The organism is Nonomuraea sp. NPDC001636 (assembly GCF_040298265.1).
Classification (GTDB): domain Bacteria; phylum Actinomycetota; class Actinomycetes; order Streptosporangiales; family Streptosporangiaceae; genus Nonomuraea.
Genome location: NZ_JBEOZT010000046.1, coordinates 36,656 through 50,845, shown reverse-complemented (window position 1 = coordinate 50,845; position 14,190 = coordinate 36,656). Strand labels below are relative to the sequence as shown.

Annotated in this window: 12 protein-coding genes and 1 pseudogene; 10 read left to right on the top strand and 3 right to left on the bottom strand. The window is 66.5% G+C overall.

Annotated elements, in window-relative coordinates; all coding sequences use genetic code 11:
* Nucleotides 1-288 precede the first annotated feature (288 nt).
* The 5 genes and pseudogenes from ABT158_RS47475 to ABT158_RS47455 form a co-directional block, all read left to right on the top strand.
* A pseudogene (locus ABT158_RS47475) lies at nt 289-633 on the top strand (phosphorothioated DNA-binding restriction endonuclease family protein); the annotation flags it as partial.
* Between the two features lie 328 nt (nt 634-961).
* Complete coding sequence (locus ABT158_RS47470; RefSeq protein ID WP_352365453.1) at nt 962-1,696, top strand: NUDIX hydrolase; 735 nt, start codon at nt 962-964, stop codon at nt 1,694-1,696.
* Nucleotides 1,693-2,811, top strand: a complete 1,119-nt coding sequence (locus tag ABT158_RS47465; protein WP_352365451.1) for a 5'-methylthioadenosine/S-adenosylhomocysteine nucleosidase — start codon at nt 1,693-1,695, stop codon at nt 2,809-2,811. The genes ABT158_RS47470 and ABT158_RS47465 overlap by 4 nt, the downstream gene beginning before the upstream one ends.
* A gap of 65 nt (nt 2,812-2,876) precedes the next feature.
* The gene (locus tag ABT158_RS47460) at nt 2,877-4,772 is read left to right on the top strand and encodes a hypothetical protein (RefSeq protein WP_352365449.1); all 1,896 of its coding nucleotides are present in this window, start codon (nt 2,877-2,879) and stop codon (nt 4,770-4,772) included.
* A gap of 339 nt (nt 4,773-5,111) precedes the next feature.
* On the top strand, nt 5,112-5,675 hold the full coding sequence (locus ABT158_RS47455; protein WP_352365447.1) for a hypothetical protein: 564 nt from the start codon (nt 5,112-5,114) through the stop codon (nt 5,673-5,675).
* 137 nt (nt 5,676-5,812) lie between these two features.
* Here the strand turns inward: ABT158_RS47455 and ABT158_RS47450 are convergent, their stop codons facing one another.
* Complete coding sequence (locus ABT158_RS47450; RefSeq protein WP_352365445.1) at nt 5,813-6,835, bottom strand: TolB family protein; 1,023 nt, start codon at nt 6,833-6,835, stop codon at nt 5,813-5,815.
* Here ABT158_RS47450 and ABT158_RS47445 point away from each other — a divergent pair.
* Genes ABT158_RS47445 through ABT158_RS47435 form a run of 3 tightly spaced genes read left to right on the top strand, consistent with a single transcriptional unit; the run spans nt 6,816 to nt 9,221 of the window.
* A complete protein-coding gene (locus ABT158_RS47445; RefSeq protein WP_352365443.1) occupies nt 6,816-7,859 on the top strand; it encodes an MFS transporter in 1,044 nt (347 codons plus the stop codon). The two genes, ABT158_RS47450 and ABT158_RS47445, sit on opposite strands and share 20 nt — an antisense overlap.
* A 60-nt stretch (nt 7,860-7,919) precedes the next feature.
* Entirely contained in the window at nt 7,920-8,294 is a 375-nt protein-coding gene (locus ABT158_RS47440; RefSeq protein WP_352365441.1) for a nuclear transport factor 2 family protein, read from the top strand.
* 45 nt (nt 8,295-8,339) lie between these two features.
* Nucleotides 8,340-9,221, top strand: a complete 882-nt coding sequence (locus tag ABT158_RS47435; protein ID WP_352365439.1) for an SDR family NAD(P)-dependent oxidoreductase — start codon at nt 8,340-8,342, stop codon at nt 9,219-9,221.
* A gap of 1,301 nt (nt 9,222-10,522) precedes the next feature.
* On the opposite strand, the gene ABT158_RS47430 is transcribed toward ABT158_RS47435, so the two are convergent.
* Entirely contained in the window at nt 10,523-11,530 is a 1,008-nt protein-coding gene (locus tag ABT158_RS47430) for a S8/S53 family peptidase (protein WP_352365437.1), read from the bottom strand.
* A gap of 560 nt (nt 11,531-12,090) precedes the next feature.
* Here ABT158_RS47430 and ABT158_RS47425 point away from each other — a divergent pair.
* Nucleotides 12,091-12,543, top strand: coding sequence for a hypothetical protein (locus ABT158_RS47425; protein ID WP_352365435.1), 453 nt, complete (start codon nt 12,091-12,093; stop codon nt 12,541-12,543).
* On the opposite strand, the gene ABT158_RS47420 is transcribed toward ABT158_RS47425, so the two are convergent.
* The gene (locus ABT158_RS47420; protein WP_352365433.1) at nt 12,503-13,237 is read right to left on the bottom strand and encodes a hypothetical protein; all 735 of its coding nucleotides are present in this window, start codon (nt 13,235-13,237) and stop codon (nt 12,503-12,505) included. The genes ABT158_RS47425 and ABT158_RS47420 overlap by 41 nt on opposite strands.
* Here ABT158_RS47420 and ABT158_RS47415 point away from each other — a divergent pair.
* The gene (locus tag ABT158_RS47415) at nt 13,236-13,817 is read left to right on the top strand and encodes a transposase (RefSeq protein WP_352365431.1); all 582 of its coding nucleotides are present in this window, start codon (nt 13,236-13,238) and stop codon (nt 13,815-13,817) included. The two genes, ABT158_RS47420 and ABT158_RS47415, sit on opposite strands and share 2 nt — an antisense overlap.
* Nucleotides 13,818-14,190 lie beyond the last annotated feature (373 nt).

The window sequence follows — 14,190 nt, the reverse complement described above, 5'->3', positions numbered from 1 at the left end:
AGCCCGTCCAAGGCCGGCCACCTGTGCAAGGCCATCGCCGTCCTGCAAAATCACCGAGTCGCGCAGGCGGCGCGAGGATGAAAAACGTTCACTGGGGGCGTACGGACGTGGTGCGTGCTCCTGCTAATAGTGAAACCTGCGGAAAACAAGATATGAGCGCATTCTCGCCATAGGCGATGCCGGGGAACGCCGGGCGACCAGGTGGCGATCGGACACCGCACGCAGCAGGCCATCCAGCTCACGACCGCACCGGAAAGATGGTTCTATACTGGCTGGCTGTGGACTGCCATCCCGTTCAGCGCCGCCGAGGCGGAACTTGAGAACTGCTCAAGGAGTACGGTCCGCCCGCGACACCAGCCCCGGTTGCCCCTTTCGCCACCTCACGAACGACGGCCTCTGGCTGGTCAACACCCACCACGGCCTTGGCAGCCCGGGCTCCGAACGAGGCCGCCTTCGTGAGAGCCCCTATACCTACTCGATTCCCACGTCGCCACGTCCCTGCCTTCGGACCTGTGCCTGCTGGCGGGCCTGGACCTGGAGACCTTCGAAACCGCCGCAGAGACCGAGAAGCTGCCTGCCGTACGCAGCGACCCGGGCTTCCGCCAACGTGTGCTCGTGGCGTACGAGTACTGCACATCGCTGTCTCGGCCAGGTTCGTCGGCCGCTCGCAGCACGGCCTGGAGGAAGTGCGACAGGACCACATCTGGGATCTGTGAGCACCGCCGGCCCGGCGCACTCCCAGGCCCTGCCAGCCGAACTCCGACACGGCTGACCCCGAAATTGTCGGAAGGGCGGCGTACTGTCACCGGCGTGCCGCTCCTGGGGCGCGGCACGCGCGGCGGGACGCAGACGAACTCCTGCGGCACGGGGGGAGATGTAACAGCCCCATCCTTCGCCAGGGATGGCTGAGCTAACCGCGACGCTACTTTTTGTCAGACTGACAAAAACATAAGGTCGGGCCATGAGCGACGATCAATGGGAGCCGCCCGCCATCTTGCTCGCCGTTGACTTGGTGATCCTCACATTGCGTGATTCGCGCCTGCATGTGCTGCTCATCGAGCGCGGTATCGAGCCGTACAGCGGCGCCCAGGCGTTACCGGGCGGCTTTCTGCAGCACCGCCAAGAAAGCCTCCTCGCCGCCGCCCATAGGGAACTGGCGGAGGAGGCCGACCTGGACGTCGAGACACTCCGGCTGGAACAGCTCGGCGTCTACGACGACCCAGGCCGCGACCCGCGAGGTCGCGTGGTGAGCGTCGCCTTCCTGGCCATCGCCCCAAGGCTGCCCGAACCGACCGCCGGCACCGACGCCGCCGACGCCGGCTGGCAGCCCACCGACCGGGTGCTCTCCGGCGATCTGCGGCTCGCCTTCGACCATCGCCGCATTGTCACGGACGGCGTCGAGCGCGCCCGATCCAAGCTTGAGCACTCCGCGCTCGCCACGGCCTTCTGCGGGCCGACGTTCACAATCACCGATCTTCAGGACGTGTACGAGGCGGTGTGGGGGATGCCGCTCGACCCGCGGAACTTCTACCGGAAGATCAAGAAAACGCATGGATTCATCGTTCCGGCCGGTTCGGCGCGCAAGGCCACGACCGGACGACCGGCCCGCCTGTTCAGAGCCGGCTCCCAAGAGGTCCTCCATCCCCCGATGATCCGTCCCGTCGACTCGCCGAACGGAAAGGAGCAGGTGCAGTGAGCCCAGTTGTGATCCTCACCGCCCTAGACCTGGAATACCAGGCGATCAGAGAGAAGCTGGCCGGCCTGCGCCTGCACCGGCACTCGCAGGGCACCCTCTTCGAGGTGGGCCGCCTGGCGGACGGGCGATGCGAGGTGGCGCTGGCGCAGGTCGGCAAGGGTAACCACTCCGCTGCGGTACTCGCTGAACGTGCCATTGCCGAATTCCAACCCGCAGCTCTCCTCTTCGTGGGCGTGGCCGGCGCGCTGCAGACGCACATCGCGCTCGGAGACGTTGTGGTGGCCACGCATATCTACGCCTTTCACGGCGGCACCAGTGAGGACGAGGGCTTCAAGAGCCGCCCTCGCGTCTGGCCGACCTCGCATGCTGCCGAGCAGATCGCCCAGCACCTGTACCGCAGCAGCTCCTGGGCCAAGGGTCTGGACCCTCGCCCGAACGTGCACTTCGGGGCGATCGCCGCCGGGGAGGTGGTCCTGAACTCCCGGCTTTCCGAGCACGCCCGCTGGATCCGTGACCACTACAACGACGCACGGGCGATCGAGATGGAAGGCGCCGGCGTGGCACAGGCCGGGCACCTGAACAGGGCGCTGCCCGTCGTCGTGATCCGCGGAATCAGTGACCGGGCCGACGGCACCAAGGAAGCCACGGACCGCGAACAGTGGCAGCCGCGGGCCGCCGCCAACGCGGCCGCGTTCGCCGCGGCTCTGGCCGAGGAGTTGTTTACCGACGAACCCACGACAAGGAGCTCAGCCATGCCCGAGTCGGTCACGAACATCGCCAAGGGGAATGCCCATGTGGGCGTGCAGGCAGGCATCGTGCACGGCGGCATCCGGATCACCCCGGAGAGGTCCCGGCCGGCGGACCTGCCCGAGGCGCTGGCCGGGTTCCGTACCCGGCTCTGGCAGGCATGGGCGGATGGGCGCCTGGACGAGTCGACGTACAAGGCCGCCGAGACGGAACTGGTCGCGGCCGACCAGGCGATGGAGACAAAGACGCCAGACCGCAAGAACACGCTGACCCTGGCACTCAAGAAGCTCCGCGGGCTCGTCGGGGACGTCGCCGACCTGGCCGCCGAGCTGGCCGTCATCATCGCCCTGGTGCAGTCCCTGTCATGACGGATCCAGGGCACCGCGTCGAGAACGCGGCCACAGATTCCCACGTCGGAGTGCAGGCAGGGACAGTGCACGGCGACGTCATCTACATGACGAGCCCGCAGGACCCGCCCGAGAAGAAGTTCCAGGACGGCGTCTCCTTTCTGAAAGGCCGTATGCCAGGACCTGCTCGGCAGCTCATCAACGAGGCCAGGGTCGACTACGCCACCAACGAGGTCTACTTCTACTGGTTGCTCGCCATGGTGAGCGGCCGGACGCGGCACGAGCTGACCAAGGAGGAGATCGCCCAACTGCGTGACCGGCGCGTCATCATGCGGCTCTCGGGCGATGACCCGTGGCGGGACGGCGTCCGCATCATCGACCGGCTCCTGGAGTCGGCGGGAAAGGCCGAGGAGGACATCCGGGTCGTCGTCAAAGACCTTGACGCGCTCCGCGAGCCGCAACGCAGCCTGATCCTGGATCACCTGGAGCTGTACCTCGACGGCCCGATCGAAGACCATCTGTGGCACCTCGCGCTGACGAAGGCCAAGTCGGAACAGACGGCCGACGACCGAAAGGACCGGATCTGGAAGTTCTTCCACCCGGCGCCGAAAGAGCCAGAGCGCCGGGTCCCGAAGCCCCCCGACATATCGTTCGCCACCCGGGCCCAGGCCCTGACCGCGATGGTCGTGCTCGTCATGGCCACGGCTCACCTGGGCTACCTGATCCTGCAGAGCGGCCGCATTCTTCCGATGGTCGCCTACCTGCTGGGCCTCGGGGGCACCTATGTCGGTGCGCCGAACGTCGCGGACTGGTGCTTTCGAGTCGTACGCCGTCGCGTCAAGGACAGGGAGTTCCTAGGGCTCACGAGCGAAACCGTGCTCGGCAGCTTCGCCAAGAAGGCAGAGAACCGCATCGACCACTACTTCGCCGTCTACCTACCGCCAGGTCTGGACCGTGACAACTGGATGGCCCGCACAACGGGAATCCGCCGTAGCCTGCGCGATGAGATCGTGTCGGTTTACGGAGGAATGCGGATCGGGGTCGAGCGCCTCGCCTGGCTCATCCGGCACCGGGCGAGCGAGGCCGGCGCTCGCCATCGACGAGGCACACTGTGGAGCTACCGACAGGAACTCGCCACGCCCGGACGAACTAAAACTCAGGCGATACTCGGACTTCTCGCCCTCGCAGGTGGAGGCGGCTGGGCAGCGGTCAGCGCCGTACCGATCGAGCCCTTGCGGGCAATCGGCACGATCTTCCTCCTGCTGATCTCCGGGTGGATCGGTTCCCGCGCGTGGCTCCACATCACCCTTGAGCGCCGCCGCCACGCCGCCGACGAGAGCGAGAGCGAGCAGGCGTACAAGTGCGACCTGGACGCCCTGGACCGGTGGCGCGCGAAGATGTCGGACAAGCCTCGCGACGAGGAGATGGCCGGCTGGCTGGACTGCGACCGGAAAGCGCTCCTCAATGAGGCGTTGCGGCACTACAGGCTGACCATGAGCCATGTCATCGCGCACGCCTTCATCGAGGCTCCCGCCCGATCGAGTGCACGCGCTCGCGTACGAGGTGGTCCATGGCGCTACAAGAAGTACCAGCTCCTGGTCTTCCTCATCACCCAGGAAGGCGTCCGCCAGCTCACCGTCACGCTCGACTTCATGAACGGCACCTTCCACGACCGGCAGCGGCTCAACTACCGCTTCGAGACGGTCGCCGCCGTACGGGTCAGCCAGTCGGACAACGACGAACGTGTCTTCCAGCTCTCACTCGTCAACGGCGAGGAGATCAGCGTCGAGGTGAGCTCGGGGATGGAGGAGCTGCAGCAGGGAGAGGTTCCCGGCGCGGTGTCCAAGGTGTCGCTGGACGCCGCAGGACTGCCCCACACCCTCCACGTTCTGGAAGGAATCGCCGCCGAGGGAAAGAGATGGGTCGAACAGCAGGAGCTACGCACGGGAAACCTCGCGGCCGCCCTCAATGACGCCGAATGAGAGCCCGCGGGGACAGTGCCCGGCGGAGGCGCCGGCATTTCCGCGCGCCATCAACGTCAGCAGTTCTCGGGATGGCGTGGCAGGTTCAGCCGAGTGTCTCGTGGGTCTGCCAGCCAGCGCTGTAGGTTGCGTCCGTGGGCGTGGTGTACGAGCTGGCCCTGCTACGGCATCACCCCGGGCGGCTGAGCCCGCGCCCTCCGTCAGGGAAGGAGCTGCGGTTGTGGCCGTTCGGTCGGGGGCCGTGGCTGGAGTGCAGTCGGCGTCGGGGATGTCTGCGGATCAAGAACATCTGCGGGAGTCGTCCTGGACCGAGTGCGGCGGCTCGGCCACCATCAGAACATGACCGGAAGCGGATCAGCGGGGGCGGGCTCGCGCCTGAACTGGACGGCAGTGAGCGCTCTGGCGGGTTCGATCGCAGCCGCGGTCGCGCTCTTCGCCTACCTGATGCCGCCCAAGATCCCGCCCGGCACAGTGGTTTCCAGTCCGTCCCCATCGGGTCAGGTCGTCACTCGGCGCTCACCATCGCCGGTGGGCTCATCGACTGAGTCCAGCACGTCCCAACCACCGAGCCGTACGCAAGCCGTCCAGGAATCCCCTCCACCGCTGGGGAAGATCCGGTCCGTCGGCTGCGACGAGACGGCGGCGGCCCTGACCGCCTACCGCAGGGATGCCGGAACCAGCCCGAGTGGCCAGGCGGCCGCGGCTCAGCAGACGTACAGCGACTTGATGGGCGCAGCCCTCAACGCGCAGGGCGCGGTGGGAGCGAAGATCAGGAGGCTGGCCGCGGAGTTCCAGGAACTGAGCTTCCGCCTGACGGGCATGACCGGCGGCGACCCCAACCAGGTGATCGCGGACATCAATGCGGACGTCGCGGAGTTCAACAGGTTGTGCGCCGCCGGCTGATCGCACGACAGGGGTCGCTCCACCGCAACGGCACACGGACATGGAGCGTTGGCACCTTGACGGAGGACATCAGGATCGCGTGATGGCCCGCGGCGGGATGCTTCGACGGTCGCAGGACGGCATCAGCGGAAGAGTGGTCAGTGAATGGCAGTGAGGTCGACGACCACGAACTTGTCGCCGCGGCCGAAGAGGGCGATGTTGCTGCCGGCCGGGGCGCGGTAGCGGGTCCGGGTGTCGATGCCGCGGATCTCGGCGGACACGCCTGACTGCACGTCATGGACGATCGCACGATCGGGCAGTTGGGCGGACAGGAACCGGTCCTGCTGGAGAGGCTGTGATGCGACTCCCGTCACGTCCATCTCGTGCCGTGGTCGCCCGTCCCGGCCCTGGATCTGCGCCGCCGCGGAACGGTCGGGGTGTGTGACGCAGAGGGTGATGCCGCAGGCCACCGGGCTGCCTGGCGGCAAGGCGGTCCGGGCGCGCTTCTCGCCGGTCTCGATGTTCATGACGGACTGGAAGGGGGCTTCGTTGCCGCCGAACGTCCCGGGTGATCCGACCCAGGGCCAGTTCAGGATGTGCTGTCCCTGTGTGCCGTCCACGCGCTGCGGTTGCCCGCCGTTGACATCGACGGTGAAGACGCCCTCGTTCCCGGCTGACCAGGCGAGGCGGTCAGGGGTGATGGCGATCCCGGTGACGAAGCCGGCCGATGAGGCGGGCGGCAGGGGAGCGGAGGTGACGAGCTGCGGCTTGCCGCCGGTCGTCGGGACGGTCCAGATGTCGGCGGTTCGCTTGTCGTCGGAGCCACGTGCGGTCCACCAGGCGATCCGGCCCTGGCCTGCGGTGAAGCCGTCGGGGAAGAGGATGGTGCCGACGGGGAGGGTGATGTCGGCGAGCTTGGCCACCTCGCCGCTGTTCACATCGTAGGTGTAGAGGCCGTTCGCCTTCTCGAAGCCGGCTTCGGCGGTCAGGAGCACTTTGGTGGCGTCCACCATCAGTCGCGGCCGGACTTTTCTGCCGTCGGGTAATTTGGCCGGCACTTCGTGCACTGCTGCGGGCCACAGTTTCTCGATGGGTTCAGGTGCCGAGGCTCGTGCTGAGCTGACGGAAGCGGTTCCGCTGCCGGCCGAGAAGGTTTCCGGCTTGGACAGAACAGAGCCCATCGCCGCGATCGCGCTGGGCCGCCTGGACCGCCGCACCGTGCTGCTGGTGGGCCTGGCGCTGATGACGCTGGGCGGAGCCGCCGCCGCGATAGCGCCCGACTTCACCGCCCTGGCCGCCGCGCGGGTGGCCGCCGGGCTGGGCGCGGCGATCTTCGGACCGGCCGCCTCGGCCACCGGCTCCATGATCGTGCCCGACGCGCAGCGGCCCCGTGCGCTGGCGGTGGTGTTCGGCGGGATGACCGCCGCCACCGTGCTGGGCGTGCCGCTGGCCTCGGCCGCGGGCACCGCGATCGGCTGGCGCGCCACCATGGCCGCCGTGGTCGCCCTGACCCTGGTGGCGGGCGCGCTGCTGGCGGTGCTGCTGCCACCGGTGGCGCCGGGCCCGGCCCCCACCGCCCGCGTCTTTGCCGCCGCGCTGCGAGCCCGGGGCGCCACGCTGATGATCGCCACCACACTGCTGGTGCTGACCGCCCAGTTCACCGTCTACGGCGTCGCCGGGGCCTACCTGACCACTCGTTTCGGTGCCGGACCGGGGCTGGTGTCGCTGACGCTGCTGGTGTTCGGCGCGCTGGGCCTGGTCGGCAACGCCGCCGCCTCCCGCGTCTACGCCCGCCTGGGCGGCGGCCGCACCATCGCCGTCGCGCTGGCCGGGCTGACCCTGGCCTTCCTGGCCCTGGCCGGCGCCCCCGCCGTACCGGCGGCCGGGGTCGCGGTGTTCGCCTTCTGGGCCGTCTTCAACACCTTGTTCATGGCCCCGCAACAGGCCCGGCTGGTGGAGCTGCTGCCCGAGCAGCGTGGGGTCCTGCTGGCTCTCAACGCCTCGGCCCTGTACTTGGGCATGAGCCTGGGCAGCCTGCTGGGCGCCGATCTGCTGCCCGCCCTGGGCGGCCACTGGCTCCCGGCGCTGGCGCTGCTGCCGCTGGCCGCGGCCGTCACCGCCCACGCCGCCTCCACCCGGCCGCGCCCGCCCCGCCCGGCAATCCCGGACATCCCGGTCTCCGCGTCCACTCCGGCTCACCGCTGACCTGCTCTTCCTTTCCGACCCTCCCTTCTGTTCGTCACCTCAGCCTCACAGGAGAACACCATGTCCCAGCCCGCCGCCCAGCTCGTGCGCGACTACTTCGAGCAGATCTGGAACCAGGGCCGCACCCAGCTGGCCGACCGGTTCCTGGCCGCGGACCTGATCCAGCACAACCCCAATCTGCCCGACGGCCGCCGGCCGCTGACCGAGTTCATCGACGGGATGCGCGCCCAGCTCCCCGACGCCCGCTTCGAGATCCGCCGCATGGCCGTCGACGGCGACCTGGTGTTCACCCACAGCCTGTTCACCGCCCAGCCCGGCCACTCCGGCATCGCGGTGGTGGACATCTTCCGCATCACCGACGGCCTGATCGCCGAACACTGGGACCTGCGCGAGGACGTCCCCGCCACCACCGTCAGCGGCCACCCGATCGTCTGACCCGACCAGCACCAGCACCCGCATCGAACGCCGAGGTCAACTCCCGTGACCACCCCCACCACCCGCCCACTGCGCGACCGGACCATCCTGATCACCGGCGCCACCGACGGCCTGGGCCGCGCCCTGGCCCACCGCCTGGCCGCCGACGGCGCCACCCTGATCCTGCACGGCCGCAACCCGGCCAAGGGCCGGCAACTGCTGACCGACCTACGCGACCGGACCGGCAACGACCGGCTCACCTTCGAACTGGCCGACTTCGCCCACCTGGACCAGATCCACGCCCTGGCCGACCGCCTGGCCACCCGCGACCGCCTGGACGTACTGGTCAACAACGCCGGCATCGGCGTGGAGACCGCCCCCCAGCGCAGCGCCGACGGCCTGGAGCTGACCTTCCAGGTCGACTACCTGGCCACCTACATGCTCAGCAGTCTGCTCACCCCGCTCCTGGCTCGCACCGCCGCCCGCTCAACCGCTGCCGGCGCCGGCCCGGCGCGGATCGTCAACGTCGCCTCCGCCGGACAGGCGCCCCTGGACTTCGACGACGTGCTCCTGGAACGCCACTGGGACGGGGTGCAGGCTTACTGCCAGGCCAAACTCGCCCAGATCATGCTCACCCTCGACCACGCCGAACTGCTACGCGACCACGGCGTCACCGTCAATGCCCTGCACCCGGCCTCTTACATGCCCACCAAGATCGTCACCCACCTATTCACCGTGCAGAGCACCCTGGACGAAGGCGTCACCCACACCGCCCGCCTGATCACCGACCCCGCCCTGGACAACGTCACCGGCACCTACGTCAACCGCTCCAGTCCCGCCCGCGCCCACCACCAGGCGTACGACACCGACGCCCGCGCCCGCCTACGGGGGATCAGCCAGGAACTCACCGGCGTGCCCTTCCCCACCGCACCTCTTCCAGCCGCCTGATCCACAGCATCAGTGCTGTCGGTGCCGCGCTCCCCGGGGGGAGTGCGGCACCGATCGCAACGCTCCGCGTTTCCCCAGGTCAGCCGCGACAGCGCCGACTGTAGCGGCTGAGCCACGCCTGCCCGTTGATCAACTCTGCTGGCTCCTGCAGCCGCCCCAGCTGGCATGATCACCAGCACACGCCTCGACGGGCCCCGGGGCGTAGACCATGGCGCTGATCCACGCACTGGTGTACCCGGTCTGGGTCAGCCCGTAGGGCTCGTTCACCCACTCGCCGCGCACGGACGAGCCGTCGCCTATGCGCCGGACATCTATCCAGGCTCGGCCCTCGTAGCCCGTGGAGACGATACGGGTCCAGTTGGTCTGGCAGCGGGGCGACCACCACAGCTGCACCTGAACTCCGGCAGGCGCCCCTCCTCCAGGAGGGGAATCGAAACTCCGGGTCGCTCAAGTCGCGGGCTCAGACGATCAAGGCGGCGGTTGGCCCCCACGGGCGGCCGACCATCGAAACATGTACAGGCGGACGGTGTCCTCGACGGACTCGCCCGTGGCGGGCGCCCCACGGGCGGCCGAGCGTCGAAACCACACGGTGCCCGCCCCGGTGTCGGACCTGCAGCGTGGCGGTCGCCCCTCGCGCGGCCCAGCATCGAAACCTGCCCAGCCGCTGCTGAACCTGCAGCTCACCGGCGGCAGCAGCCCTAGGACAGAACATCAAATCATGCAGGTTCTAGCAAAATCCACGCAGAACCGCGGTCATGCTCGCAGCGGCAAGTTCTGCCTGATCCACTTGTGATCCCACATTGGGCGGCGTGGGAAGGGATTGGGAGAAGTTAGCCGCAGACACTCGATCACAGTCGTACAGCGTCGGACGTGGGACGAGGCCCTTGACTGGCATTGTTGCCGGTCAAGGGCGCTTTGCTGCTGGTGGAGCCTGGTGCCCCCGGCAGGCTTCGAACCTGCGGCACCCGCTTTAGGAGAGCGGAGGCGACTTCGCCTGTTCTAGTGGTTTGACCTGCATAGATGGCCTATCCTGCGTGTCTGCCGCACAAGATCATCCCCGGTATGTCCCAGCTCAGAGAACAATACGCCATCCGTTTGTCAGGCCGCATAGGCCGACACCTACGGCTAACTGCAATCCATTCCGGCGCCCCCAGGGAGCAGAATGTCCAGCATCCAGGACACCGCGTACACATCTATCGAGAGTGATCTGAGGTTGCGTCCACGTTCCCTCAGGGCGATTACCTGCTCGCGTGCCTCAACATCCCCCTGCGATTCAGGGTCACTTACGGCGCTGCTGCAGCCTAGCGAACGAGCGCGGCTGCGATGAGCGCCGCAGCGTACGAGGTTCCATAGAGGATCTCTATGGCGCTATCCGCCTTGGCCATGGCACCTATTCCGTCCTGGGGCTCCCCGCCGTACGCATACACGATGCGAACCTGGTGACCCGATGCAGCCTTGCAGTTGTAGTCAGCCTTCTCTCCATCCCAGCAAAGAGCAGCGGCAACTAGCGATCCTGGGACGGTAGCCGGAAAGTCGATCTCGACTGGCCCGCCCTTCGTAACATTTCCAGCCGCGCACACTAGCAGGACTGGTTGTCTGCGTCTTTGGAGCATCCGTACAGTCACCGCCCTACCCCTCATATCTCTGGGGGGCAATATGGCACGGTAGGGGACAACGATAATGGAATAACCTGACTGCTCGGCGGTCAGCTCTGTGAGCGCGGCCAGCAGCAAGCTGCTGTCCACCTCGACCTCGTTAGCATCTAGGACACGGAAGCTGTCGACCTGGGCATGAGGCGCGACGAGCCGGATCAGGCTCCCGACGCTGGTGCCGTGGCCCGTATTGTCGAACGGCGTCTCGTAGTCGCTGTCGTACGCGTCGTAGCCCACCTGCATACTGGCGCCCTCGTCCCCGCTGTCCACCAGTGCGACAGGGCTATGGAAGGAGGGCGGCAGAGCTCCGATGGGTGGCTTTCGCAGGTCATCGCGGTGCGTTGACGTCCACGTGATCGCCCACCGGTTACCGACCACATCACGTTGGCTGGCTGGCCTGAGATAGAACCCCTCGTCGATCGAGAGGTCGCTAATGCCGAAGCGGCTCGCGTGCCTTTGGAGTACGGAGATCAGGATCGGTGCAACTCCTGGCGGGTGCTTGATCACGATCACGCGAAGTGGACGAAGGTTACGCTCACGCGCGAAGGCGGACAACGAAATCATGTGGGGAGCGCCGATGTCGGGGAGTCCGATGATCGCCGCGATTTCGTCCCAGCGCGCGAGCAGTAGATCCAAGTCCGCCTTTTCGCCGATCACGGTGGAGAAGCCTGCTCTCCTGGTGCCTGCGGAGACTGCGGTCCCACTCCTGGCTGGCGACCTCGTTCCCTGTTGCGCCACGACATCGTGCTTGAGTCGCGCCATTGTTACCTCCGAGAGACCTGGATAGCACACCGTAGATCTGCTACGGAGGGAGGGAAAGGTTCGCGCAAGTGCCACACGCCCACCATTCGGTCAGAATTCATAGCACCGGAGGACACATGGACACGCAGCCGACTACTACCTACGCTGACGAGTTTGTTCACGTAGAGGACGCCTACATCGCCTCATGGCACGTTCACACATCCCCGGAGCGGCGACTCCCGACCCTTGAGGGGAAATGCCCTAAATGTCATCATAACTGTGATTACCCAGTCCCTGAAGAGGTTCTTCAAGGCGCCACTGCCAGCGCAGCCAAGAACGAACGGCCGCCCCAACTGACCCGTCTCGTCATATGCAATTGCCGCAACGCTCACTCACGGCCAGCAGGGGTAAAGCTGGGATGTGGCCGTTACTGGCTCGCTCGACTAACTAAAGCAGGTGGCACCTATACCCTATCGGTGCAGCGCGATCTGGGCATGCTGCCTGCCGCATCCGCTCTCGCCGACAGCCTGGAGTCCCAGGACGCCCGAATGCAGAAGACGGCAGAGAAATGGCTCGGCGGAATCACTGCGCTCTTCGGTCTGTTCTCACTTACTGGGGTAGCTACAGGGAAGGATGCTGTGCTGGGACTTTCGCAAGGCCACCGATGGCTGGTCGCGACCTTCATGATCACTGCTGTGGTCGCGGCAGTCTACGCAATCGTGATGGGTTATCTAGCTGCGTACGACTGGGTACGGCTAATTCGTCTCGACCAGAATGACGAGCAGCTGACCCGGTTCGAGCAGTATAAGAGCGGATATGCCGCACGGACAGCAGGACGCCTGCAGCATGCCGTATACGCGGCGTTCGGCGCACTGAGCGCGATCACGGTCATGATGCTTCTGGTCTGGTTCCTGCCTCGCGTGGCATGACAACCCTGACCGTGATACGAGGATTCGTGACATCTCGCAGAGCGTAGGTTCTGGTCCCACCACCCGGTGGAAGAAGATACATGTCCTCAAGCCCCTGTGCGATCAGTCCAGCGTCTTCTTGAAGAAGACCGAAACGAAGCTGATCCCGTTTCGATGCCGCTCCCTGCAACTCGGAGACCAAGGGCAGGAGGAGATGGCCTTCGCCAAGAAGCACGAACGCTTCAGCCATCTGATCGGCCGCGTGATCGCACTCAATGCGCTCGACGAGGTCCTGATCTCTGCCCGGATCCTGATGCTGATCTTCCAATACACGCAGCTGACGTGCGACAACCTCTGCTCTAAACCCTGTTTCGCCACTTCCGTAGAACGGTGCGTCGTAGTGGTGTAGACGGTTGTGCATCTCGATCGCCGCCGCTATGTATTCACCACTTCTCCACGCTCGGCTTCCGGTCAGCACCTCGAACTCGATGTCATGGTGCATCTGCTGGATGTACCTAGTCGCTGTGGCAGCTCCCGGAAGTGTTGTGGCCCTGTCAACGTAGGACTTGATCACCTGTTGCATCGTGGCACGTAAGGGAAGCTCCTCACCGGGCCAGCGCCGGCCGTCATAGGCACGCTTCAGCTGTCGGAAGAAGCCGACGACCTCCAGGGCTTGGTGAACCTCTTCGGGCAGCCCAGCATCGTGAGAGTGCATGGTGCTCCGCAGAAAGTTAGGTTTGCAGTTTACGACTGGATCCCATGATTCCGAGGCCTGGTATGCCACAGGACCGCTCTACCAGGAACTCAGCGAACGCGGTTACCGCGGCGCTCCCACCACCGTGCGCCAATACCTGCAGTCCTGGCGCTCGGACGCCATCAAACGACCTCCGGTTCCGTCCGCGCCCACGGTGCGGCAAGCCACCGGTTGGCTGCTGCGCATCCCTGCCACCCTCACTGTTGACGAGCAGCGGCACCTGGACGCACTTGCCACCGCCTGCCCACCCCTGGCCAGGCTCTACGACCACGTCCGCGCCTTCGCCGACATGATGGTCAACCGGCACGGCCATCATCTTGAACGCTGGATGGTCGCAGCTGATGCCGACGAACTGCCCGACCTGCGCTCCTTCATCACGGGCCTGCGCCGCGATCTCGAGGCAGCCCGCGCGGGTCTGACCTTGCCCTACAGCTCTGGCCCGGTCGAGGGGCACGTCAACCGCATCAAGATGCTCAAGCGACAGATGTATGGACGCGCCAACCCCGACCTGCTGCGCAAACGCGTCCTACTCGCCGATTGAGCCCACCCCTTCACGGAATTCGTGCCAGACCCTGAATTCGGCCGTCGTTGACAGGATCTGGTGGGGCGCATTGGACATGTGGGGGACAGGGGACTACGTCGACTTGACGTGCCGCCAGCTTCGGCGAGCTGGATCTTGATTGGCGGAGTGTTGAGTACCTGAACCTGGGCGACGACTTACCCCCTCCACCGTGGCCCACTCCAGCCGCACTCCCCGCAGAGTGTCAGCCGTACCGCCGTAACCTGGCCCGGGTTCGGTCCGCCGCCACCGTGCGACCTTCAGGGGCTGGACACCGTGCGGCTAAGCGAGCGCTTACGAGGCTTCTTGGCGCGCTTGGGCCTGCCGGCGCGCTGCATACCCGGGGCGACAGCGT